Below are 25,239 nucleotides of genomic sequence, written 5' to 3'. Positions count from 1 at the left end.
ATGATCTGCGCTTCCAACTCAATCCCACGATCGCGGCCGTATCGACGCTCACAATAATTCTGACAACGTTGCTGCTCGCCACAGCCCACCTCATGCGCAAGCGCGTCGAGCAACTGACGAGCGAACAAGACTGACTTGATCCCAGAGCGTGGCTGTGCTCGTGCGAGCCGAAGCGCAAAAAAGCTCCCATGCGATACGATTGATTCTTATCAGCGCAAGATTCGCTTTATGACCGAGTCTCACGCGTCCTCGCTGAAAAGTAGTCGCGCCTTGGTGTCACGGCTGCTGGGCCGTCCAAAGCTGATCCGCTTTGTCTAATGCGGCGCGCTAAAGCTTCAGATCCGTCCGATCCAGCGCGCAATTTCGGTCGTCCGGCCGGCTATATCGGTGAAAACCAGCGAAATCAGCGGATACAAAGGCGCCAATGCAGGTGTGTCCCTACGATCTTGGCCGCGCACGCAACTTCTGCAATGGAGGGAAGAGGGTCGATGCCAGGCATGAACACTGCCTTTGTGGAGTTTTCCGACGTTCAGAAGACCTACGACGGCGAAACGCTGGTCGTTAAGAATCTCAACCTGGACATCGCCCGGGGTGAGTTTCTGACGATGCTGGGGCCATCTGGTTCCGGCAAGACCACAACCCTCATGATGCTCGCCGGCTTCGAGGTGCCCACCCAGGGCTCAATCCTGCTGGCGGGGCGCTCGATCGAAAACATGCCCCCGCACAAGCGCGACATCGGCATGGTGTTCCAGAACTATGCCCTTTTCCCACATATGACCGTGGAGGAGAACCTCGCCTTCCCGCTCAAGGTCCGCAAGCTCGGCAAGGCCGAGACCGAGGCCAGGATCAAGCGGGTGCTCGACGTGGTCCGGCTCGGCGCGTATGGAGGGCGCCGGCCGGGTCAGCTTTCCGGCGGGCAGCAGCAGCGCGTAGCGCTCGCCCGCGCCCTCGTCTTCGATCCCAAGCTGGTGCTAATGGACGAGCCGCTCGGCGCACTGGACAAGCAGCTGCGCGAGCAGATGCAGCTCGAGATCAAACATATTCACGAGGATCTCGGCGTAACGGTGGTCTATGTGACGCATGATCAGGGCGAGGCGTTGACCATGTCGGACCGCATAGCGGTGTTCAACGACGGGATCATCCAGCAGCTCGCCGCGCCCGCCGAACTCTACGAGCGGCCGCAGACCACTTTCGTCGCCCAGTTCATCGGCGAGAACAACCGGCTTCACGGGAAAGTCGTGGCGATGAACGGCGCGACCTGCAAGGTGGAGATTCCGGGCGCCGGCACCGTGCAGGCTCTAGCCGTCAATGTCGAGGCGGTTGGCCGGCCGACCGTGCTGTCGTTACGGCCCGAGCGGGTGAAGCTGAACCCGACGCCGGGCTCACTGCCCAGTATCTTCAGCGCGCGGGTTACCGAGCTGATCTATCTGGGTGATCACGTGCGCACGCGAGTCTCGGTATGCGGCCATGATGACTTTGTGATCAAACTGCCGAATTCGGAAGGCGTGACGCAGATCGAGACGGGTGCGGAGATCACCGTCGGCTGGAAAACCGAGGATTGTCGGGCGCTCGACGCGCCGTGACGATGACGGGGCTTCGCCGCGAGCAAGGTGAGATTTCAGCAAGGCCGCCTTCAACCTTGGGGGTGGCATAACAGGGAGAGAGTAGACGATGAGGAAGCCATTGATGATCGCGAGCGCGCTGGCCGTGAGCGGCGTGGTAGCGGTGCTGCTTGTGTCGGCGGAACCCGCCTTTGCGGGCGATCAACTGACGATTACCTCCGGGGGCGGCGCCTATCAGAAGGCCGAGCACATGGCCATATTCGAGCCCTTCTCAAAGGCGACCGGGATCAAGATCACGGAAGCCGAGTATGACTACGGAATCGCCAAGATCAAAGCCATGGTCGAGACGAATTCCGTGAGTTGGGACGTTGTCGACGTCAGCTCATCGGAGGCCCTACGACTATGCGACGAGGGCATCCTCGAAACGATCGACTGGAAGAAGCTGGGCCTTGACCGGGGGAAGTTCTTTGCCTCCGACAAGTTTGACTGCGGGGTACCAGATGCCATCTCCGCCACAGTCATCGCCTATGATAAGGATAGATTGCCGAACGGCCCGAAGACCATCGCCGACCTGTTCGACCTAAAGAAATTTCCCGGCAAGCGCGGACTAATAAAAGGCTCCTACGCTAACCTCGAATGGGCGCTGATTGCCGACGGCGTGGCCGTCAAGGACGCCGAAAAGGTGCTCGCCACGCCCGGAGGCGTCGATCGCGCCTTCAAGAAGCTCGACACGATCAAGAAGGACGTCGTCTGGTGGACGTCCGGCCAGCAGCCTGTGCAGCTGTTGGCCGACGGCGAGGTCATCATGACCGCAGCCTATAACGGCAGAATCTACGATGCCGTCAAGAACTCCGGCAAGCATTTCGAGATTATGTGGGATGCTGCGGTATTGAACTTTAACTTGTGGACGATTCCCAAGGGTACTCCGCGGCGGGACGACGCCTACAAGTTCATCGCTTTCGCCGCTTCGCCTCAGTCGCAGGCCGAGTTAACGCGCTATATCCCCTACGGTCCCGCCAACAACGACGCGCTAGCGTTGGTCGATCCGGCGATGCTGTCCAACCTTCCGACTGCGCCCGACAAAGTTGCTGTGGCTGTGGAGAGAGACGCCAACTTCGGGAATGAGAAGGGCGATGAGTTGAGCCAACGCTTCAATGCCTGGCTCGCAAATTAGTTGAGAGGGGACGGCGGGGAGGGCTTCCGTCCTCCTCGCCGTCCCCAGGGGACAAACTGAGAGGAGAGTCGATGACGACGATGGTCGCCCAAATCGCCGGCAGTCCCGATGGCGTGCCGCTGCGGATCAAGCTGCAGCGGGTCGAGCGGCGGCGCAAGCTGAGGGCCGTCACCCTCGTCTTGCCGCTCCTGCTGTTGGTCCTGATCGGCTTTATCTTGCCGATCGGCCAAATGATGTTCAACGTCATCCATGACGATACGCTGCTGAGGCTTATGCCGCGAACCATGGCGGCGTTAAGCGCCTGGGATGGCAAAGACCTTCCCAACGAGACCGTCTATGCGGCGCTGGCGAGCGACCTGAAAGAGTCCTACGCTCAGAGGACCGCGCCTCAGGTCGGCACGCGAATAAACTATGAGATACCCGGCGCCAGCAGCCAAGTGACATCGAGCGCCCGCAAGGCGAGTTCGCTTTCCACCGGTCCCTACAAGGCGGAGCTGATTGAGATTAGTCCGCTCTGGGGGCAACGTGACGTCTGGAGCCTGCTGAAGCGCGGAAGCTCGGCCTATACGGCTTTCTACCTGCTGCGTTCGGTCGATTACCAGTATGGCCGGGACAACCAGATCGTTGCCTCTCCACCGGAGACCGCGATCTTCCGCGACGTTTTCTTGCGAACGTTTGGCATCAGCATTGGCGTGACCGCCGCGACCCTGCTGCTGGGCTTTCCGGTCGCCTATCTCCTGGCGACATTGCCGCCCAGGTCCAGCAATCTGCTGCTGATCATGGTCGTGTTGCCGTTCTGGACCTCGGTGCTAGTGCGCACCATCGCCTGGGTCGTGCTCTTGCAGCAGCACGGCCTCGTCAATGAAATGTTGATGGCGCTGCATGTCATATCGCAGCCGGCCGAGCTCATCCACAACCGCGTCGGGACGATCGTGGCCATGACCCATATCCAGCTGCCCGTCACGGTGCTACCGATCTACAGCGTGATGAAGACGATCTCCCCGAAACTTGTCCGCGCCGCTCGCTCGCTCGGTGCCGGACCTTTCTACGCCTTCTGGAAGGTCTACTTCCCGCTGACCCTGCCAGGGATCGCCGCCGGCTGCCTGCTGACCTTCATTCTATGCCTAGGCTACTACATAACCCCTGCGATCGTCGGCGGCCCGGCGGACCAAATGGTTAGTTACTTCGTAGCGTACTACACGAACGAGGTGCTCAACTGGGGTATGGCCTCGGCCCTTGGCGCGATCCTGCTTACCGCGACGCTGCTGCTCTACTATGTCTTCCACAAGCTGGTCGGAGCCGACCGGATCAAGATGGGATGAGAACGATGGCTGCTTCCGCCTATGCGTCACCGATGGAGAAGGGCTGGTACTACCTGCACCGGCTGATCTGCGGGGCGGTGCTCCTGTTTCTGATCGCGCCGATTCTCGTGATTATCCCGCTCTCGTTTAATTCAGTGCCCTTCTTCAGCTATCCAATGCCCGGGTTGTCCCTGCGCTGGTATGAGGATTTCTTCCTCACCGGCCGGTGGCAGGGCGCGCTGCACAATTCGATCTTCGTCGCGATGGCGGTCACGCTGCTGTCGACCTTGCTGGGCACACTGGCCGCTCTAGGGCTCAGCCGACCGAACTTCCCCTGGCGAATGATGGTGATGAGCGTACTGATCTCGCCCATGGTCGTGCCACTCGTGATTACAGCAGTCGGGGTTTACTTCGTCTATGCAAATGTCGGGCTGCTTAGCACCTTTGCCGGGCTGATCCTGGCGCACACCATACTGGCCACGCCCTTTGTCGTCATCACCGTGACCGCAACACTGATGAGTTTCGACCACTCTCTGACCCGCGCAGCCGCCGGGCTCGGTGCTCCGCCGATCACGGTTTTCCTCAAGGTCACTCTGCCGCTCATACTTCCGGGCATGATATCCGGTTCGCTCTTCGCCTTCCTGACCTCCTTCGACGAGCTGGTGCTTGCCCTTTTCGTAGCCGGTCCCGAGCAGCGCACCTTGCCGATGGTCATGTTTTCTGGCATCCGCGAGGAGATCAGTCCGACCATCACTGCCGCCGCCACCGTGCTGATCCTGTTCTCCATCGCCATGCTGACCACTGTCGAGCTGCTGCGGCGGCGCTCTGAGCGCCTGCGCGGGGTTCGCGACCTCTGAGCAAAAGACATTAAGATCAATGTCGCCAAAGCCGGCGCGCGCTCGCAAGGAGAGCCAATCTGGTCAACTCGACCCCTCTCCGATTTGAAGCCTGGATAGTCTGTCCACAGTCAGAGTGTCGAATGATAGAGTTCGGCGAGCAAAGTGGCTTCAGAGGTGTAAAGAAGCCATACTCCTGCTAACCGCCTGAGCACGTCACAAACCAGTTCCGCATGGCAGTAGCGAAATCCGCGTGATGTCGTGAAAACGAGTGCGTGGCCCGGCGATTGAGTCGCATCGGCTGAATGCGATCGCCTTCATGACCAAAGCGAAAAACCATCGCGCGCCAATTAGCGCATCCTCAGGAAGGCGCCTTGGCGTGAGCTCGAAATCGCAGTCAATGCTTTTCTTTCTGCAGGATTTCTCCAGCATCCAGTGATTTTTTGCGGCCTTTGTGCGTTGAGCCGCTTTACGTCTGTTCTCTCCGTCACTGCTATTCGAGTAAATTCTGCTTGCAGCAGAGACTTTGTGGGATTGCTTCCGGAGCCCGAAATGAGCAAGCAGCCGCGCGCTCGCTGATCATCATGTGATTGGTTCTGTTCGCGTAGCATGCATGCTGGGGTAATGAGGGTGTCTAGATCGTGACCAAAATAGATGTCGTCGGTATCGCGCTAGAGACGTCCTCGCTGGTGGGGCGCTATGGCGTTCGGTCAAGTCGCCTAGCTGCGGCACGAGGCGATGCGCGGTACCCTTCGACCCTCGATCCAGGCCCCTGTTGCGAGCCCTCCTTCGCGCTCGGTTAAGGCCGAAATGACCATCTGACCAGAATCTTCACAGGACATTGAATGGATATCGCTTTCACGAAAGAAGAGCGGCAGTTCCGCGAAGAGGTGCGTCAATTCCTGTGTGATCACGTGCCGCCGGAGACGCGCCGCAAACTTATCGAAGGCCGAGGCATTTCCAGGGACGAGATGGTCGCTTGGACGCGCATTTTGCACAAGAAGGGTTGGGCTGTGCCTGACTGGCCCAGGAGATATGGCGGAACCGGCTGGACGCCGGCCAAGCTGTATATCTTCGGTGAAGAGTTGCAGATGTATCCGGTGAAGGGGCTGCCCGACTTCGGTACGTCCTTGGTAGGGCCGGTGATTTATACCTTCGGCACTGAGGCACAAAAGAGATATTACCTGCCGCGTATTGCAAACGCCGATGATTGGTGGTGCCAGGGCTTCTCAGAGCCCGGCGCGGGCTCCGACCTCGCCTCGCTCAAGACACGGGCTGTGCGGGATGGCGACCACTACATCGTCAACGGCCAAAAGATATGGACGACGCTCGCGCAATATGCCGACTGGATTTTCTGTCTGGTCAGGACCAATCCGGATGTTAAAAAACAGTTGGGCATCTCCTTCCTTCTGATCGACATGAAGTCGCCTGGAATTACCGTGCGCCCGATCCAGCTGATCGATGGCAGTTACGAAGTTAATGAAGTCTTCTTCGACAACGTGCGCGTTCCCGCTGAAAACCTTGTTGGCGAGGAAAACAAAGGCTGGGACTACGCCAAGTTCCTCCTCGGCAACGAGCGGTTCAACATCGCTAGTATTGGTTCTTCCAAAGAACGTGTCCGGCGCATCAAGACACTTGCCGCGCTGTGCCAGATTGGAGATGAGCGGCTGATTGACCAGGCCGCGTTCCGTGAAAAGGTGGCCGCAGTTGAAATTCAGCTAAAGGCGCTGGAGGTGACGCAGCTTCGCGTTGTCGCTAATGCGTCCAAGCGGCAGAGCGCCACTCAAGATCCTGCGAGCGCCATCCTCAAAATGAAGGCCTCGGAGATCCAGCAGGCGACAGCGGAGCTTCTGCTTGAGGTCGCTGGCCCCCACGCTATGCCCTATATGTCAGAAGAGGATAGCCAAAGCCATAAAGGGCCGATCGGTCCCGATTGGGCCGCAGCTATCGCGCCCGCCTATTTCAATGTTCGCAAAGTCTCGATCTATGGTGGGTCTGACGAAATTCAAAAGAACATCATCGCCAAGGCGATTCTCGGCCTTTGACGTCCTTTGTTGGTCGAGCGGCGTGGCGCGCAGGCCTTCTTCCAATGAGGTCTAAGGAGGACTGTCACGGCCCGGCTCAGGAGACTTCACGAGTGGACTTTGATCTTTCGGCGGAGCGGCGGCTTCTCAACGTGCCATTGAGAGGCTGATGCTCGAAAGTTGCGGTTTCGATCATCGCCAAACGTACCAGGCCGAGAAGGCGGGCTTTAGCGAGGCGATGTAGGCGCGCTATGCCGAACTTGGGCTTCTGGCTCTGCCGTTTTCTGAGGTCCATGGTGGCTTCGGCGGCGGCGCGCTCGAGAGATGATGATCGTCATGGAGAACTTCGGCCGAGCGCTGTCCTTGAATCCCACTCCGCGACCGTCGTGATGGCTGGAGGCATCCTGTGCCATGGCGCGAGCGGAACGCAAAAGCCAGGACTGATCCCGGCGGTTGCGGAAGGGCGGACAAAACTTGCTTTCGCATACGCTGAGCCGCATTCGCGTTATTTCAAGCGGGTCACGTCGTTCGGAAATGCCGACCACCTCCGGCGGTTCGCATCGCTCGGAGGACTGACTGGTGACCAAGAGAATGGAACACAAAGCGAGGTGGTGTGGCATGGCTGAAGTCGTGAAGCTCGAACGTCATGATGAGATCGCCACTATCACGGTCGACTACCCTCCCAGCCGGCATCGCTCCTCAAGCGGTTAGTCGTGGAAGGCAAGGTCTTCGCCTCACTCGCGTAGTGAGGCTCAGGAGCGCGGATGGCGATCCGGCTATATCGCCAATCACTGGAAGAAAGGATGGCAATGCGATGGCCCGCGATGAATAAGCCTACATAGTTGGTGCTTACGAACATCCGACGCGAAAAGCGCCTGACAAATCGGTCGTTCAACTTCATGCCGAGTGCGCCGCTGGCGCGTTAGCCGACGCCGGTCTGACCAAAGACGACGTCGATGGCTACTTTTCGGCAGGCGATGAACCAGGCTTTCGTCCGGTCTCAATGGTCGACTTCTTGAACCTCAAGGTACGGCATTGCGACTTCACCGACATTGGCGGTTCAGCACCTTTGCAGCACATTGCCCACGCTGCACAAGCTATTGCGGCCGGCAAATGCAACGTCGCCTTGCTCACATTGGCAGGACGGCCCCGCAGCGCCCGGGTCGATTTCCATCCGGACGTCACTCAGCCGGACTTGTTGTGGGAACGGCCGCTTCGGCAAAGCCTACTGGATATCTACGCCATGTGCGCCCGCCGTCACATGCATGAATATGGGACCACCAACGAGCAGTTGGCGTGGATCAAGGTGGCTGCTTCTCACCATGCACAGCACAATCCACACGCTATGCTCCGTAAAGTGGTTACCACCGAAGAGGTCCTGGCGTCTCCCATGGTCTCGGATCCCCTGCACCGGCTTGACTGCTGTGTCATCTCGGACGGCGGCGGACCCGTTGTGGTGACACGCCCAGAGATCGCCAAGAGCCTCAAGCGGCCGCGGGTAAAGATGATCGGGGCGGGCGAGAGCATCCAGGGACAGTCGGCAGGCGCGGTCGAGCTTACTGCTTCGGCAGCAAGGCAGTCGGGTGCCATCGCATTTGCCGAGGCCGGAGTAAAGCCAAGCGATATCCGATACGCTTCGATTTACGATAGCTTCACCATCACCGTCCTCATTGCGTTGGAGGATCTCGGGTTCTGCGAAAAGGGACAGGGCGGCCGGTTTGTTGCCGACGGAAACCTAATCTCCGGTGTTGGCCGGCTACCCTTCAACACAGATGGCGGCGGTCTGTGCAGCAACCATCCAGCGATGCGGGGCGGAATCACCAAGGTGATCGAGGCCGTCCGCCAGTTGCGAGGCGAGGCCCATCCCGCCGGCCAGGTCAAGAATTGCGCGCTGGCGCTAGCCCATGGCACGGGGTGGCTGATGGGGACACGCCACAGCAGCGCCACCCTCATCCTGGAACGGGAGTAGTCCAATGAACGGCACAGACTTCATCGCACACAGTCCAGAGACAAAACCGTTCTGGGATGCAGCTGCTCGTGGCCGTTTCGTACTGCCGCGATGCCGGCAGTGCGACAGAACCCATTGGTATCCACGAGGAATCTGCCCGCATTGTCTGTCGACGGCACTCGATTGGCAGGAGTCTACAGGCGAAGGCGAAATTCACTCGTTCTCTGTAAACCGCATGCGGGACCAGCCTTACGTGCTAGCCTATGTAGCGCTCACCGAGGGGCCGATCATGTTGACGAACGTGATAGATGCAGATCCCGCGACGCTGTCGATCGGCACGAAGGTCAAGGTGGTATTCAAGCCAGCGGCTGCGCAAGCCCCCGTTCCGCTCTTCGCCGTGCGTTAGTTATCGGATGGGTCGGACTTGCTTGGCTTGGACCCGACCACCAGCCTGGCCTGTGCCGGGAAGTCACTCAGGTCGGAAACGGAACGGAGGTGCGACCGCAGCGGCCTCGTGTATGTGTATCCCTTGGTCATGCGCGTCCGCACCTCAAGGAAAAGATAAGGTCAGCTCATCAATCGGTTCCGATACGAAAAAGACATCTAAATTTGAGCCAGCCGTTGAGATGCCCACGCGAGACCACCTTAATAGGCCGCGGGAACTCGCAAACCGTAGGCACCTGCAAGGTCCTCTCAGCCAGACGAGCTTTCTCTGGTCATTCCACTCGGACCGCTCAGGCTTTGAGGCCGGAACGTAAGCCGCGTCCTCACAGCAATTCACAAACCCGCGACCAGCGTCGTAGGGAGACTGAGTGGAGCTTCCTCATAATGAGTAGGCGTCGGCGGATCAGCAAGCGGTGACTATCGCGCACCATCTTCGACCGCGCAGGAAGCATGCAGCCGGTAGCACGGCCTGATTGCAGCGATATCCCCTCCGTAGCGAATGGTCGGGTGGCCGATTCAGCGCGGCACTGCGCGTTTGAGCGTGCTGGCGGCGTGCGCTTTTCTTTCTGCGGCGAGCAACGTGAACGAGCTAACAGACTCCGCCCAGCTAGAAGTACGAACGCGCTCATGAATGAGGCGACGATCACCGAAACCAGCGAGCGGTCGCGCCTGCGTAGGTCGGAATATGCCGGCGTCACCAACTTACGTATTCTACAAAAGGTGGCGAAGAATTTCGACCATCTGAGGGGCCACATCGCTGAAAACCAGCGCTATGAGCGGCTATATACTTTGGCATCGAGCTACTCCGTCCCACGTCCACAATAGTCACAGCTCACATGTTCGCGGATTAAGGTCGCCCGGCGGTTATCTACTCGATGGTGCTGCGTACCCGACGTCTCAAAAAAGGTGAATGCCATGGATTTCCCACTGCCGAATTTTTCCATCGACCTAAAGGGACAGACCGCGCTCGTGACCGGAGCATCGTCAGGGCTTGGAGAGAGATTTGCCAGGACACTCGCGCGATGCGGGGCACGGGTGGCGTTGACGGCACGGCGGCTCGACAGACTCGAGAGCATCGCGACGGAGATTAACGTGGCTGGCGGCAACGCCATACCGCTGCAGCTCGATGTAACGGATGCCGATCAGCTGACTAAGGCTGTCGCGGAAGCAGAGCGCCAACTCGGTCCAGTGACAATCCTGGTCAACAATGCGGGTATTCCAGACGCGCAGCGCGCAACCAAGATGTCGATGGACCTGATTGATCGCTTGTTAGATACAAACGTGCGAGCGCCCTACGTGCTGTCTTGTGAGGTTGCGCGCCGATTGATCGCAGCAAAGCTTCCCGGCCGCATCGTCAACATCGCTTCGTCCTCGGCCTATTCTTATGGTGGCAACGGGGCTGCGCTCTATTCAATTAGCAAGGCCGCAGTGGTGCGCATGAGCGAAGCGCTCGCGGTCGAATGGGCGAAATTCAACATCAATGTCAACGCGATCGCGCCGGGTGCGTTTTCGTCTGAGATGATGGATGGCATGCTGCAACGCGTGGGCGACATCACGAAGGGATTTCCCCGGCGGCGCATCGGCAACCCGGCGCAACTCGACAGTACTTTGCTGTTCCTAGTCTCCCCGTCATCCGACTTCGTGACCGGCACCTGCGTACGCGTCGACGATGTTCAGGACGGCAGGTAGGGAAGCGCCTGCGCCAGGAGAACATTTCATTCTGATCGAAATACAGGAATGGACTTCGCCCAAACCCGATCAAAACTTGATTCCGACGGTGAGCTTCTGCGTCAATTCACAAAACCCGCCTGATCTGAACGCTGTATTGCAAAAAGTTGGCGATTTTCTTCTGCAGGGTTGGGCTAACTCTACCTTAGCTTCAGGGGGGTGGCAGCGGGCGAATGCTAGTGCAGGCAGCCCGGGTCGAGTGAAGGCGAGGTCGGACGGAAATGGCTGAAGACATGATCTCCTTGGGCGAGAAGTTGTATCGCCGCGCCCAAGCGACGCCTGACGCGCCAGCGGTTAGTTGTGGCGAGATCAGCCTCACGTGCAGGCAGTTGGAGGCGAGAGCGAACCGAATCGCACGCGCGCTGCAGAAGCTGGGCGTCAAGCTCGGCGACCTGGTCACCATCGGACTGCCCAACGGCGTCGACTTCATCGAGGCCTGCTGGGGCGCCTGGAAGCTGGGCGCGACGCCGCAACCGGTGTCCTTCCGGCTGCCGAGTGCCGAGCTGCAAGCCATCGTTGACCTAGCCGATCCGCCGGTGGTGATTGCGTCGCCGGGTATGGAGACTAGCCGACGACGCGTCACGGTGGGCGATCTGCTCGCGTTATCAGATGATGACCGACCGGTGGAGCCGCGCGTGGCCCCAGTGAAGAAGGCAGCGACCTCGGGCGGCTCGACAGGCAGGCCGAAGCTGATTCTCTCCGGCTTACCAGGTCTCACGTCGGCGGAGCCAACCAATGATCCGGGCGGCTGGCGCTTCCGCCCAAGCGAGACGGCTCTGATTCCTGCACCGCTCTACCATAACGGCGCCTTCGAATGCGCCTTGGATGCGTTAACTCAGGATGGCCATCTAGTGCTCATGCCGAGATTCGACGCGGAAGGCGTGCTCGCCGAGATCGAGCGGCGCAGGGCGAGCTGGATATATCTGGTTCCCACTATGATGAGCCGGATTTGGCGGCTGCCAGAAGAGGTGCGAGCCCGCTACGATGTCTCATCGCTCAAGACCCTCTGGCATTTGGCTGCGCCTTGTCCGCCTTGGCTCAAGGAGGCCTTCATTGGCTGGTTGGGACCTGAGGTGATCATGGAGCTCTATGGCGGCACCGAAAGCCAGGCGTGGACCACGATTACCGGGAGCGAGTGGCTCGATCACCGCGGTTCAGTCGGCCGCGTGGCGGGGGGTGAGATGAAGGTTTTCGATGCCGATGGAAAGGTGCTGCCGGTGGGTGCAGTGGGTGAGGTCTACATGCGCCGCGGGGAAGGCTCGCAGCCTTCTTACCAATACCGTGGCGCGACAGCCCGCGCTTTGGCTGACGGCTGGGAGAGCCTCGGAGACATCGGCTATTTCGACGCGGAGGGATACTTATACCTAGCTGACCGGCGGACCGACATGATCCTGGTCGGGGGTGCCAACGTCTATCCCGCCGAGGTCGAGGCGGCGATCGATGAGCACCCGCTGGCGTTGTCGAGTGCAGTGATCGGCCTGCCTCACGAGGACTTGGGGTCATCCGTTCACGCCATTGTTCAGGCTCGCCCGGGGCTAACCGCAGAGGTGCTGCTGGCGCATCTCGCCGAAAGGCTGGTGCCCTACAAGCGTCCCCGCACTATCGAATTTGTCGAAGAGCCCTTGCGTGACGAGGCGGGCAAGGTGCGCCGGACCCAGTTGCGCGACGACCGCATCGCCCGGATGAAGTCACCCGAGAGCCAAACGTAATCGATGCGGTCTGTAAACGCTGGAGCGGGCTATGAGCTGCTGCCGGTTTGATGGACACCGAGATTGGGTGTTTTATCAAGCCGGAGGTTGTCATGCAGAGACGGAAGTTCAGTCGAGAGTTCAAGGTCGAGGCGGTCAAGCTCGTCAGGGAACGCGGGGTGTCGGTGGCGCAAGCGGGCCGCGACCTGGGCGTCCACGAGAACGTGCTGCGCAAATGGGTGAAGGAGTTCGGCTCCGACCCTGCGCAGTCCTTCCCCGGCCACGGGCAGATGAAGCCTGAGCAATTGGAGATCGAGCGGCTGAGGCGCGAGGTCACCAAGCTGAAGGCGGAGCGGGACATCCTAAAAAAGGCCGCGGCCTACTTCGCGAAGGAAGCGACATGAAGTTCGTCTTCATTGCGAAGCACCGGAACATCTGGCCGGTGGCATGGCTATGCGAAGCAATGGGCGTATCCCGGTCGGGCTTCCATGCCTGGCTGAACCGATCGCCCAGCGCCAGATCCCGAAGCGACGAGACAGTAGGCCAGCAAGTCAAGGCAAGCTTCGTTGCCAGCGACCGGACTTACGGCGCACGGCGTGTCTGGAGAGACCTTTTGGCGGACGGCATCGACTGCGGTCTGCACCGGATCGAGCGGCTGATGCGCCAGCATGCCTTGCGGGCGAGGCCAAGGCGCCGACGCCTGCCGAAGGACGAAGGCGATCGCCAGATAGCGAACGTGCCGGCGAACCTTCTGGATCGTCAGTTTGTGGCCGAGCGGCCGAACCAGAAGTGGATCGCCGACTTTACCTACATCTGGACCGCGGAGGGCTGGCTCTATGTGGCGGCCGTGATCGACCTGTTCTCGCGCCGGGTGGTCGGCTGGTCGATGAGCGCCAGCATGACGGCCCAACTGGTTGCGGACGCCCTTCTGATGGCCGTCTGGCGGCGTGGCAAGCCGGATGCCCTGATGCATCACTCCGATCGTGGCAGCCAATACGTCAGCGAACAGTTCCAGCGCCTGATGGCGGACAGCGGCATTGTTTGCAGCATGAGCCGATCCGGGAACGTCTGGGACAACGCGGCGATGGAGAGCTTCTTCTCGTCGCTGAAGACCGAGCGCATCGAGCGCAAGACCTATCGCACAAGGAACGAGGCCAGGGCAGATGTGTTCGACTATATCGAGCGGTTCTACAACAGCGTCCGCCGTCATTCGACGATCGGGTACGTCAGTCCAGTTGAGTTCGAGCGCAAGGTGGGATTAGCTTAACCCGGTGTCCATCAAACCGGCAGCAGCTCACTATAGCGTTGACGCTGGCCTGCAGACGAAACTCGCAGCTTCACGAGAACCGCCGAAAGTTTCGGGGAACACTCAGGTTGTGTCCTTGTGCTGGCCGGAGCGGAGCCTTCTAGCATCGCATGGGGATCCAAGAACAGACAGGCGCTTTCCTTTCGGCGCCCCGGCATGATGTCAGTAGCTCGGCTCGCGCAACGTGCCCGTTATCAGAATGGACTAACCATGCTTCGGCAAGGCCGCGGCGCTAGTGATGCAAACATTTGAGGAGGATAGGATGGGATTGTTAGACGGCAAGGTGGCGATTATAACGGGCGCTGGCGGGGGGCTCGGTGAAGCCTACGCAAAGCTTTTCGCCAAAGAGGGGGCGGCGATCGTCGTCAACGACCTTGGCAGCACTGTGGACGGCTGCGGGACGAGTGCCGCTGCTGAAAAAGTGGTGGCCGAGATCAGAGCCGCCGGCGGCCGAGCCGTGGCTAATGGCGACGACGTCTCTACGCCGGCCGGCGGGGAGAATATTCTGCGCACCGCGATCGATGCTTTCGGCCAAATTGACATCTTGATCTGCAATGCAGGCATCTTGCGCGACCGGACATTTGCCAAGATCACGGAAGAGGACTGGGATCTCGTTTTCAAGGTTCATGTGAAAGGGACCTACTGCTGCACGTTACCGGTTTGGAAGTGGCTCAGGGACAACGGTCGGCCCGGCGTGATAATTATGACGTCCTCCACGTCCGGACTGTTCGGGAATTTCGGTCAAGCTAACTACGGAGCGGCCAAGGCCGGCATCTACGGCTTGATACGAGTTCTTTCCATCGAGGGACGCAAATATGGCATCCGCGTAATGGGCGTGGCACCAAACGCGGTCACTCGGATGTGGGCGGATATTCCAGGTGTGCGGGATGGAGAACCCGATCCAATCCTTCGTCCCGAGAACGTTGCTCCTGGCGTACTCTTCATGGCCTCCGAGTTGGCAGCCGACCATTCGGGCAAGGTCCTCACCGTATCGGGAGAAGAAATCGCGGAAGTTAAGATGCTGACGACGGAGGGTTTCCATCCCAAAGGACACTACACCGCGCAGGACGTGGCGGCACACGCGTCTTCGGTGTTCTTCCCGGAAGACCTGAAGCGGTTCCTCACGAAGCGTTGAGTAGATGGCGTTGGAAGAAGGCCGCAAGCAGGTCGCAAACGTCTACTGGCCTGGTTAGATCCCCCGCCCATCATCCTCCAACATGCCTGCAGCATCGAAGGCGCTCTTACATTTGCTTAGCCCAAGCGGTCGATGGCAACGCGTGGCGCTCTACTGATGATGAGCGCCTTCGCTCGGTCGCTTGCCGAAAAGCGCTCCGAAGAAAACTCCAATTCTTTTTGACCCCAAGTTCTAGAGGATCTTTCATGCCGATCTATTACCCTGACATCCTGGAGCAGAAGAACGCGCCGCGCACCTTTACCTATGGCCACAACGATGTGATGCTGTATGCGCTAGGGATCGGGATGGGGCGCGATCCTTTGCACGAGCGCGAACTGCCGTTCGTCTATGAGAAGGATATCAAGATCTTGCCGACCGCGGTGACGGTGCTGTCGTCGGGCAGTGTACAGAGCCCCGGGCCGGCGGCCAACCAGAAGCCGGGCCTCCGGATCAGCGACTTGGATTTCCTGATGTTGGTGCATGGTGAGCAGAAGATCGAACTGCACAAGCCGCTACCCTCATCCGGCACGTTTACGGCCACCCGCCGCACGATCGGCGCCTACGACAAGGGCAAGGATAAGGGCGCGGTCGTAGTCGAAGAGACCGTGTGGACTGACCAGAAGGGCGAGAAGGTCGCCACGCTCACCGACTCAACATTTTCACGTGGCGACGGCGGCTTCGGTGGGCCGTCGAAAGGCGCGCCCGAACCGCACCTTGTCCCCGCGCGCAAGCCGGACCTACAGGTGTCGCTCGATACCCGGCCGGACCAGGCGCTGCTTTATCGGTTGAACGGCGACCTCAATCCTTTGCACTCTGATCCCGATGTCGCCAAGCGGGCGGGGTTTCCGCGGCCGATCCTGCACGGCCTGTGCACATTCGGTATGACCTGCCGGGCGGTGCTGCAGGCCTACTGCGGTTACGATCCCACGAGGATCCTGAGCCACCAGGCACGCTTCTCGGCGCCCGTGTTCCCCGGCGACGTCATAACTATCGATCTCTGGCAAGACGGCGATGTGATCTCGTTCGAGGCGCGTGTGATCGATCGCGGCGCAACAGTAATCAAGAACGGAAAGACAGTGCTACGCGCCTAGCTAGCGCGCTCCCCCGGCTGAGCCGGGAGCGGCCCCAATGCCTCCGTGGAGCGGGATGCGAGTGTCAGGAGACTAACGCCTGTCACCAACTGCCGTGATTACTGCTGGATGACCCAGCTGATCGACCTTCTGTTGGCGCTAATGCCGTACAGTTCGGCAGCCGTTCGAGCAGCGAGGTCTCCGCTTATAGGATTGAAATTCGCAAGAAACCGAAACGCACGGCTCTCGCCCTTTTACCAGCAATTTAATTGACCTCGCACAAAGAGACGCAAAAGCGGCTTCAGGCGCGAGCATAACGACGTCGTCTTTGCAACGACCGCGCCCTTTCAGTTCGCTCCGCGGCGAAGGCTCATACCAGACGAGTTCCTGACCTTCAGTGCATCGCAGGCGCCTAGTTGCGGAGCCCCGTCGTGATTGCGGGAGTTCTACGAACTCCGGCCTGGTTTTTATCTACGCTCCCCCTGGCTTCCGTGACCGCCATGGACGGTAAATCGGTGCTTCCTGGCTTGTTCAGCCGCCCACGCATACCTACTCGAGATCGGCATCAGCGTAGGAAACGCATACGATGATACGCGACGCCTTCCAGACGCGAGAAGTGTCGACATCGGCGGTCGTGCATATAACCGGACGGAACTTCACACCTAGCCGCTGGCACTTGCACCGAGATCGATTGTAATGCACTCGCCATTGATTCCGGAGGCACTAGAGCTCGTAAGAAAGCCAATGGTTGCTGCAACCTCACGCACGTCAACGAAGCGATTACCAGGTTGCGACGCACGGAGGGCCGCTATGACCTCGTCTGTGCTCATGCCGCGGTGTTTCGCCTGAGCCTCGAGCTGACTACGCATCAGCGCAGTATCCATCCAGCCTGGCGCGACAGCGTTGACAGTCAGACCGTGTGCAGCGCCTTCAAGTGCGGCGGTACGGACCAAGCCAAGAACTCCGTGTTTGGCGGCACAGTATGCAACCTTCTGCCGTGCACCCCCGTAGCTAGCGACAGATGCCGTAACCACAACCCGACCACCCGGGGCCCTCGTTAGAGCCGGCCATGCCGCCTTCAGTGCGTGGAATGGCCCGTCCAGCATAAGAGCATTAAGACGGTCCCATTCGGCTTCGGGAAACTGATCGAAGGGGGCCATAAACTGCAGCCCAGCATTCAAGACCAGGATGTCGAGACGCCCAGCGATCTTGAGCACATCGGCGACCATGTGCCTGTTTCCGCTCGCAGTCGCAAGGTCTGCGTGGAAGACACCTTCCCCAACAATGTCCACCCCATGCACGTCCGCTCCGCGTTCGGATAGCTCAGCCACGATGGCCTTCCCAAGCCCGCCCATTGCTCCAGTTACGAGCGCGACTCGGCCCTCGAGCGACCACGCACGCGCGTGGGATCGCTGCTTGTGGCCTTCATCTGCGGACGCGGGCATCTTTTCTCTCCTAGCTATTGGCGGTCAAACGGAGCGATCATTTCTCAGCAGAACTCTCGTGCTCGGCATTCTCCGCCGCGACCGCTCATGCTTGCCGCCGGATAAGCAGCCGAAGCTCCCGCTACAGCTTGCGAAATGATCGGGAAATCAAAAGAAAGATCACCGAACAAGAGCGGCCAACTGCGAAAAAGGATTGAAATCAAGCATTCGGAGAGCATGAGATTTGCTTTTACAAAGCATATGCTGCCGCTCGTGCTGAATTTCCTCGAAAAAGAGCTTGCCCAGAACAAGTTGTGCGCTAACTCGTAGAATTGCGGAGCTTCTCTGCGATCGCGCAAGGCGATTGCGTCATTCAAACCAAACGGGTCGACAAACCCTCTTCGAGGCGGGCGTATTTCTGCAGAATGTCAACTATCCGTTCTTGCTCGATTACTTGTGCTGCCTCTGTTGGAGCATGAAGCTGTAATAGGCTTCATTGAGATTTTATACGGCTGGCCGCAGCCCTGTCCCGAAAATCAAAGACACCGCAAACTTGAAAAGAGGCGCCGTAAAACCGATGAAACTATCGTCCTACTGCCCGGCAGCACGCATTGATGTCGAATGCGACGGTTCAGCGTTGCCTTAGAGCCGATTGGCAACTTCGCTCTTTCTGACGATCGCCTGTTGGATGCTGACCGGGCAAGCCAGGCGATCACCTTCGTAGCTTTTGTCGGTCCTGCTTGGTCCCTTGCAGCATGTTCGCCGCTACAGGGACTCATAGATGGGCTCGGCGTCGGACGGATTACCCTACAGCACACCTATACTTAGTTTTTGAGAGGCCAATCGGCTATTCTTGGCGATCGAGGCCAGTCGCTTATTAAGATACTCAAGAGACGCCTCATCTAGCCCGGCGAACATCGTCAAATTGAGAGCCTGCCTCTTGTTTGACAGGCTCGCAATTTCCGCCCGCGCCTTTTCGGTTAGTGAGATCTGCAGGTATCTTGCGTCGTCTGGGGACGTTACGCGGGATAAGAGGCCATTTTCTTCGAGCTTCTTCGTTTGGTTCGTGACGAAGGCGGGGTGGATCCGAAGCTTATTTGCCACCGCAATCCCGGAAACCCCGCGGCCTTCATCGATTTCGTCGATAGCCATCATAATCAACCATTGCGGCTCGCTTATTCCCATCATCTCGGCCCACCCCTTGTGTATTTCTTCGAGCTGCGAGTGGATCTCGACGATGTTCCAGATGAAGTCCGTGACGGCTTTATCCAGTTGATCTTTTTCGCCCATTTTTTGTCTTTCCGCCACATATGGGTGCCCCCGAAAGGCACGCTCTTGATCAATAGCGAGAATCCGTCCTGCCGTCTCGATACGAAATGACGCGACATAGCGGTCATGCAGAAAATTAATTGACAAAAACAATCTATATGCGCTATTACAGCGGCAGACCATGAGGCCCTTTGGCTAACGATCATGTGAAATCTCCAAGGAGAACCTCCGGGATGCCCCCTGGGGGTTCTTTTTTGCCTTTGCGGTCTATTTGGTCTCCTTCCGGCGTCAGTTGTGTTGCTCGATTGCAACGCGCCGTCGCGAAACAACGGCGTTCTGTATTAATTAATTGAAGCAATTGTTTTTGCAAGCTATACGACGATAGACGGAGAGGGGGCGCCTCGAAGTCGTTCCGTCAAGGCCAGCCCACTGGGGTGAGGCTAGTAGCGGCGGATCTGGACGACGGAAACGATATTTCAACTTGGAGCTTCATCGATGAAACTGACAAAGGGTCTCATCCTCGGTTCTGCGGCAATGTTCGCGGGCGCCGGGGCGCAGGCAGCCGATCTTCCCATCAAGGCGAAGGCGATCGAATATGTGAAAATTTGCTCGCTGTATGGTGCGGGATTCTACTATATCCCTGGAACCGACACGTGCATCAGGCTGGGTGGCTATCTGCGTGCCGACACCATGCTGGCAACGAACGCCGATTTTGATGCAGCAAGCAGTGGTGTGGGTGGCGCGCGTAACCGCCTAAGCAACTACTTGCAAACCCAGACTCGTCAAGATCTGCAAATCGATACGCGCACCGCGACCGAATACGGCATGGTCCGCACGTTCGCTGAGTTGGCCTTCACGTGGAGAACCGGTACTTATGGCGGGACTGGCACGACGGGCGTAAACGGCTCGACAGCCTACACTACATCGCTCACGTCTCAGGTCGCTGGTGGCTCACTCGGTATCTACTACGCCTTCATTCAGTTCGGCGGATTTACATTCGGCAAAGCCGAATCGCAGTTCAGAACGCCATGGGGCGAATATCCGGCGAACAGCTTCGAGTTGCCGGGTAGCGCGGGCTGGGACCCTGTAAATCAGATCTCGTATACCGCAGACTTTGGTCAGGGCATCACGGCTTCGTTCTCGGCCCAGGACCAGGTCCCGAACTATCAAAGCAATGTCTGGAATGTGAGCGGCGCAACAGCTGCAGGTCTTGCGACCGGCACCTACGGAGCTAACGACATCGGCGGTTCGCGAGCTCCAGATCTCGTCGCGCGGGTTCGCGTCGATCAGGCTTGGGGTCTTTTCCAGGCGTCGATCGCTGCCCATGACAACCATGCCGCTTACTACGGCGCCGACGAGACAACCGGCCATCCCGGAGACAAGTGGGGCTGGGCTGGACAGTTGGCATTGTCGATCAAGAACTTGCCGACCGGCGCGGGTGACACGATCAACCTGACGGCTGTCTATACAAATGGTGCAAGTCGCTACAACTTTCACGACTATATGGGGAACGCCTTCGCGATCTACGGAGGTGCGAGCGCCGCGGGTGCCTATCAAAGCCTCGGTCTCGCCGGTGTTTCTGACTCTGTGTTCGTCACGGGTGCCGGGCAGCAGCTGACCACCACCTATGGTTTCAACGGCGGCTACACGCACAATTGGAACCCATACTGGAATTCCTCCGTTTTTGGCGCGTGGGCAGCTGTACGATATAACAACACGGCCAAGGGCTATATCTGCGGGGCCTTCGTCACGACCCTCGCGCTCTCGACCGGCGGCGCCGGATGCAATCCCGACTTCAACTACGCAGTTGTTGGTACGAAGACGTCCTGGACCCCGGTCAAGGGTCTCTCGTTCACGGGCGAGCTTGCGTACATGATGCTCGATCAGAAGTATGCAGGCGGAAGCACTGTGACCCTTCCGTTGCAGGCGGGTATCGCCAAACCCGCTGCTGCCTATGAGCTCAAAGACCAAGGCAGCCTTCAGTTGCTGCTCCGCGCTCAACGCAACTTCTGACGCTCTGTAAATGTAACGGAAGGAGGAAGATAAAGGCTCTTTCGATCTAGGTTTAACCTCCAAGAAGGCCTCCGGCATGCCCGCCGGGGGCCTTTCTGATTATTTTCTTCTCGTTTCACTTGCTCGCTGTTGTCCATCATTGCCGACGATTTCCAGTCGGCAGGCGTAGCTTTGCTCCGCAACACCACGCGTTGACGTACGCGGTCGTCGATGGCGAAAACACCTGCTCGCCCCCAAGCGCTTGTCCAGGCGGCTTTTGCAGACTCGGACTCTCCGCGGCTCAGAAATGTCGAAAGAAGCTGCTGAAGAGGCAGGCTTGAAAGTATCTGCTAGCCGTCTCTACGGGCTGCGGCCTAAGGCGAGCGCATCACATTTCCTGACGTTCGCGATTTCTTCAAGATGCTCTTCCCTCGCGGCCGGCTTGCCCGCAGCGAGGTCGAAACGCGCTAGGTAGGATTTTTCTCGAGAGGCCATTTGCCGGCAGCTATCGCGCGGCGGCGCGATTGAGAACGTGTGGCTGCGTTCATCCTCGCAAGCGACAAAACCGGTCTGCCCTCTTTGACTGAGCCCATGCTCGCGTCGCGCGGCTTTGTCTAGTGAGCCTCTGAGTTTACCGGAACGAGCTCTCGACCGTACGGCGCACGCGCACCTTGCCTGGTCCTTCGTGGAACTCTATTATGACGCGGCCTTCCAGTGCTCGCTCGACCTGAGTAGGGCGGTTGCGCTGACGCAGGTAGTCGTGCCATGTGTGGAAGTGATAGCGCTCGATCCACAGGTCTGGATCCGCCATGTCTCGCGCGATCGACCAACCGTGGGCGCCATTACGCTGCCGGACCAGCTGAAGCTCCTGCATGGCTTCCCGAAACCCACGCGAGTTGCTCTGAAGCACGCGATATTCGATCTCGATCACAATAGGCCCCTCGCGCCCTGTGATCGGCACCCGTACCTCAGGATCCTCAAGGAGGCCTCCCTCTTCCGCACGGGCGCTCACGGGAGGCATTCGCAGCCGGAGGCCAACAAGTGGCGATGCCAGCATCAGCGCGGCTGCGATCAGGAGGGCTGTTTGAACACCGGCGATGTCCGTTAAATGGCCCCAACCCCAGCTGCCGAGCGCGAGGCCACCGGATGCGGCCGCCTGATAGGCAGCGAGAGATCGCGCTGCGACCCATCGTGGCGCCGAAAGTTGTACGCCAATATTCAATAGCGTCCAGGATAGCGTCCAGCCAGCGCCAGCCACAACCAATCCCAGTGCAGCAATCACCGGATTGTGGCTGAGTGCCATAACCGCAATACCCGTCGCCATCGAGACCGCGCAGGATCGCATGGCTGCCTCACTGCTCAAGTGCTTGCGCACCAGCGCGATATTTGACGCTCCGATAACAGCACCCAACCCAAAGGCTCCTAGCATCAGACCGTATGTTGGTGCACTGCCCAGTAACAGATCGCGTGCCACCAGCGGCAAGAGCGCTAGAATTACTCCACTGATCAAGCCCACGATGACCGTGCGGACCAACACGATCGTGATGGAGGGCGAATTGGCGATGTACCGCACGCCTAAAACAATGGCATGGCCGAGCCGTTCCGGCGGCAAGCGCGACCGTTCGGCCACGCGCTTCCATAAATAGAGAGCGGCGATCAGCGGCAGAAAGGACACCGCATTGAGCGCGAACGCTGCAACGGTCCCTGCAGTCGCCACAATGATGCCCCCGATCGCCGGGCCTACGCTTCGCGCGATGTTGTAGCTGATTCCATTAAGCGCGACGGCGGCCGGCAGAGCTTGCTCGGGCACCTGTTCGCTGACCGCCGCTTGCCACGCGGGCCCCAACATCGCGGTGCCACAGCCCGCTGCAAAGCAGAGCGCGAGCAAGAGGTCCGGTGTGAGCAGCCCCAGCGAAGCGAGCACCGTCAACGTGGTCGTTGCAGACAAGGCAATACCGAGTGAAATCAATGCCACGATGCGTCGATCATGCAGATCCGCTATCGCACCCGCCGGAATTGCGATCAGCATCACTGGCAATCCGAGGGCAGTTTGGACGAGCGCTACCTTGTCCGCCGATGATGACATTTCGGTCATCGCCCACGCCACGCCGACCCCTTGCACCAGACTATCTAGATTTGAGACCAGACTCGCAATCCAGATGCGCCGGAAGGTGCGGTGGCGCAAGGGCGCGGTAATGTGATCTGCCCTTGCTGCGTCGAGGGGGGTCGCAAGATCTAGCGCGCTCGGCTCAGCGCACTCCATCTTTCGCGGTTCTATCGGATCAACCGGCGCCGGGCCGGGACGATTCAATGACCGAAGCGAAGGATCTGAACACACGAAGCCATCTGCCTTCTGGGGGTCCCCGTTCGAGGCCCGACCGATTCTAACATCATCATCGATGCTACCGGTTACCCGCAGCAGAATTTCACTGACGAGGGGCTTCCTGGCGCCGGATTGCTGCGCGCTTCGCAGCGATGCTACGAGCTGAACGAACTCATTCGGCGCACCGTTTTTTTGAGCGACGTCGTCTCGCGCTTTGCGTGGTGGTCCCTGAACCGCACAAATGCCGCCAGATCCGAGCGCAACAGAAAGCAGCGTCCTTCTTTGCCTCCGGAATTGTTCATGGGCGTATTCAAGCGGGGCACGGCTAGCAGTCTCGTGGAGATCGAGTAGTCCCGCGCTGCGCGATCCGGAAACCCTGGATACTCTGCGGTAAGTATCGGGCCGACCGTTTTACACAACGAATGGATCGCGGAGCAGATGCCGGCAATTCATGACCCTCCAATCGGCTTTGGCGAGAGCCAAAAGGGCTGATTGCGGCGCGCACCAGTGGCAACAGCACCTAGAGCACGACTGCCAGGATCACGTCGTGCCTTTCGCATCGATCAACGCGCGCAAGCCGGAGCTTTGCGTTATTGCCCGGCGAGTGGAATCTCATCAAATATTCTTCAAAAGGAGCTGCGAGAACGCAGATCTCAAGCATAAAGCGCAAATCAATGCAGTTACTCATCTTGGATTTTTCTTAAGATGCGTCAGTTTTACGCCCGCGTTCGACGGGCTAGCGGGGAAGGAAATCGTCATGGGCAATGAGCGTCCAGCGCCTCAAGGGAGGCCGCAGAGCGTAGCGGTTGCCGACGAGCAATTTGAGTTTAATCGCTGGGGCATTTTGCGGGCTGCCGCTGCAGCTATGGCTATTACGGCAGTCTCGCGATCCAAGATTGCTTCAGCCGAAGGCTCGAGCATTTGCCGTCTGATCTGGCTCCGCTGCTAAGCATCAATCGAGAGAATGCCCTGAAGGTGGTGTATGAGGACTCCGCATGGTTCGCCGCCAAGCACTCTGACGGCAAGACGAATCTAGAGCGCATCGTGGAGCGATGGCTGGCATGGCGGATGCGGTGATCTTGCCGACAGACAACGTTACGTCGAGGCCTCGGCAGCTTCGCATTAGGCTGGGCCTCGCGTGGGCTTGGCTCTTGCCGCCCGGGAGCATTTTCCTTGCGGTACTTTTTGTCGTGCTGCTCCCATGGCTCTCCTGATGTTTCGCTTGGGATGCCAAAGTGAGCGTACGTAAGTTTCGATACAATTCTACCAACAGCGCTACCGCGCATGACGGAGACAGACATGGATGACGCAAGTCCTTTGGATCGACTCGAGCAGATCCATCAGCAGACAGTGTTCGTTGACATGCACGCCCATCCGAGCGGCATCTGCTGGCCCAACGTGCCGCGCATCGGGTCTGATGAGCTCGATCGATATCGCCACGGCTTCATCGACGTTGTCGTCTGCAACCTCCTCGGCGACGCGACATACAGCTACGTGAAGCGCGACGGGACGTACGGACCCGGCAAGTACCGCCCCAGCCCGGGGGAGCCCTTCGCGTTCGACCTCGATCGCTTCTCGGCGATCCTGAAGACCATCGAGGACGGCGAGGCGGTGCCGGCGGACAGCCCGGCGGCTGTGCGAGCCGCCAAGCGCGAGGGAAAGCTCGCGCTGATGCCGGCTCTCGAAGGGGCGGACAGTCTGGAAGGTCTCATCGACAACCTTCACGAGCTCCACCGGCGGGGCTTGCGGCTCCTCCAGCTGGTCCATATGCGTGCGAACGAAGTCGGGCACGTCCAGACATTTCCTTACTCACCTGGGGGCCTGACGCCTTTTGGGCGTGAGGTCGTTCGCGAGTGCAATAAGCTTGGGATCGTCATCGACCTGGCGCATGCCAACACCGAGACCATCATGGACACCCTCGCGCTCTCTTCGCGCCCCGTGATCTGCAGCCACACCGGCGTTCAGAGCCTCTACAA

Annotated in this window: 19 protein-coding genes; 16 read left to right on the top strand and 3 right to left on the bottom strand. The window is 59.2% G+C overall.

What is annotated here, in order from left to right; genetic code table 11:
* Positions 1–488: 488 nt before the first annotated feature.
* The 13 genes from RAD10_RS40770 to RAD10_RS40710 all read left to right on the top strand — a co-directional run bounded on the left by RAD10_RS40770 (position 489) and on the right by RAD10_RS40710 (position 16,276).
* Positions 489–1,583, top strand: coding sequence for an ABC transporter ATP-binding protein (locus tag RAD10_RS40770; protein WP_461621869.1), 1,095 nt, complete (start codon positions 489–491; stop codon positions 1,581–1,583).
* Between the two features lie 88 nt (positions 1,584–1,671).
* Positions 1,672–2,736, top strand: coding sequence for an ABC transporter substrate-binding protein (locus RAD10_RS40765; protein ID WP_461621868.1), 1,065 nt, complete (start codon positions 1,672–1,674; stop codon positions 2,734–2,736).
* 71 nt (positions 2,737–2,807) lie between these two features.
* Positions 2,808–4,058: an ABC transporter permease gene (locus RAD10_RS40760; protein WP_461621867.1), complete on the top strand. Its 1,251-nt coding sequence runs from the start codon at positions 2,808–2,810 to the stop codon at positions 4,056–4,058.
* A 5-nt stretch (positions 4,059–4,063) separates the two neighbouring features.
* Complete coding sequence (locus RAD10_RS40755) at positions 4,064–4,894, top strand: ABC transporter permease (protein ID WP_461621866.1); 831 nt, start codon at positions 4,064–4,066, stop codon at positions 4,892–4,894.
* A gap of 824 nt (positions 4,895–5,718) precedes the next feature.
* A complete protein-coding gene (gene pimC / locus RAD10_RS40750; protein ID WP_461621865.1) occupies positions 5,719–6,918 on the top strand; it encodes a pimeloyl-CoA dehydrogenase large subunit in 1,200 nt (399 codons plus the stop codon).
* Positions 6,919–7,735: 817 nt separating this feature from the next.
* Positions 7,736–8,866, top strand: coding sequence for a thiolase domain-containing protein (locus RAD10_RS40745; RefSeq protein ID WP_461621871.1), 1,131 nt, complete (start codon positions 7,736–7,738; stop codon positions 8,864–8,866).
* Positions 8,867–8,870: 4 nt separating this feature from the next.
* Positions 8,871–9,251: a Zn-ribbon domain-containing OB-fold protein gene (locus RAD10_RS40740; RefSeq protein ID WP_461621864.1), complete on the top strand. Its 381-nt coding sequence runs from the start codon at positions 8,871–8,873 to the stop codon at positions 9,249–9,251.
* Between the two features lie 665 nt (positions 9,252–9,916).
* A complete protein-coding gene (locus RAD10_RS40735; RefSeq protein ID WP_461621863.1) occupies positions 9,917–10,114 on the top strand; it encodes a hypothetical protein in 198 nt (65 codons plus the stop codon).
* Between the two features lie 90 nt (positions 10,115–10,204).
* Positions 10,205–10,978, top strand: coding sequence for an SDR family NAD(P)-dependent oxidoreductase (locus tag RAD10_RS40730; RefSeq protein ID WP_461621862.1), 774 nt, complete (start codon positions 10,205–10,207; stop codon positions 10,976–10,978).
* Positions 10,979–11,238: 260 nt separating this feature from the next.
* Positions 11,239–12,726, top strand: a complete 1,488-nt coding sequence (locus RAD10_RS40725; protein ID WP_461621861.1) for an AMP-binding protein — start codon at positions 11,239–11,241, stop codon at positions 12,724–12,726.
* Positions 12,727–12,818: 92 nt separating this feature from the next.
* Positions 12,819–13,972 (top strand): IS3 family transposase gene (locus tag RAD10_RS40720; protein ID WP_461621870.1). Its coding sequence is split into 2 segments (ribosomal slippage): positions 12,819–13,068 and positions 13,068–13,972, totalling 1,155 coding nucleotides; the frame shifts between segments, so codons are not numbered across the junction.
* 301 nt (positions 13,973–14,273) lie between these two features.
* Positions 14,274–15,146 carry an SDR family NAD(P)-dependent oxidoreductase gene (locus RAD10_RS40715; protein ID WP_461621860.1) on the top strand — a complete coding sequence of 291 codons (873 nt, stop codon included), beginning with the start codon at positions 14,274–14,276 and terminating at the stop codon, positions 15,144–15,146.
* 245 nt (positions 15,147–15,391) lie between these two features.
* On the top strand, positions 15,392–16,276 hold the full coding sequence (locus RAD10_RS40710; protein ID WP_461621859.1) for a MaoC/PaaZ C-terminal domain-containing protein: 885 nt from the start codon (positions 15,392–15,394) through the stop codon (positions 16,274–16,276).
* Between the two features lie 641 nt (positions 16,277–16,917).
* On the opposite strand, the gene RAD10_RS40705 is transcribed toward RAD10_RS40710, so the two are convergent.
* Together RAD10_RS40705 and RAD10_RS40700 are read right to left on the bottom strand one after the other, a co-directional pair.
* Entirely contained in the window at positions 16,918–17,700 is a 783-nt protein-coding gene (locus tag RAD10_RS40705; RefSeq protein ID WP_461621858.1) for an SDR family NAD(P)-dependent oxidoreductase, read from the bottom strand.
* 786 nt (positions 17,701–18,486) lie between these two features.
* Positions 18,487–19,101 (bottom strand): MarR family winged helix-turn-helix transcriptional regulator, encoded by a 615-nt coding sequence (locus RAD10_RS40700; protein WP_461621857.1) that lies wholly within the window; start codon positions 19,099–19,101, stop codon positions 18,487–18,489.
* A gap of 342 nt (positions 19,102–19,443) precedes the next feature.
* Here RAD10_RS40700 and RAD10_RS40695 point away from each other — a divergent pair, with 342 nt between their 5' ends.
* Positions 19,444–20,961, top strand: a complete 1,518-nt coding sequence (locus RAD10_RS40695; protein ID WP_461621856.1) for a porin — start codon at positions 19,444–19,446, stop codon at positions 20,959–20,961.
* A 610-nt stretch (positions 20,962–21,571) separates the two neighbouring features.
* Here RAD10_RS40695 and RAD10_RS40690 read toward each other — a convergent pair.
* Entirely contained in the window at positions 21,572–23,203 is a 1,632-nt protein-coding gene (locus RAD10_RS40690) for an MFS transporter (RefSeq protein WP_461621855.1), read from the bottom strand.
* 511 nt (positions 23,204–23,714) lie between these two features.
* Between RAD10_RS40690 and RAD10_RS40685 the strand changes: the two genes are divergently transcribed.
* A complete protein-coding gene (locus RAD10_RS40685) occupies positions 23,715–24,212 on the top strand; it encodes a hypothetical protein (RefSeq protein ID WP_461621854.1) in 498 nt (165 codons plus the stop codon).
* A 350-nt stretch (positions 24,213–24,562) separates the two neighbouring features.
* Positions 24,563–25,239 (top strand): dipeptidase (locus RAD10_RS40680; RefSeq protein ID WP_461621853.1); only part of this gene is annotated, 677 nt, incomplete at its 3' end.

It is taken from the genome of Bradyrhizobium sp. 23AC, from assembly GCF_054863025.1.
Note: the sequence above shows the minus strand (reverse complement) of the source record. Positions and strands in the feature narration are given on the sequence as shown.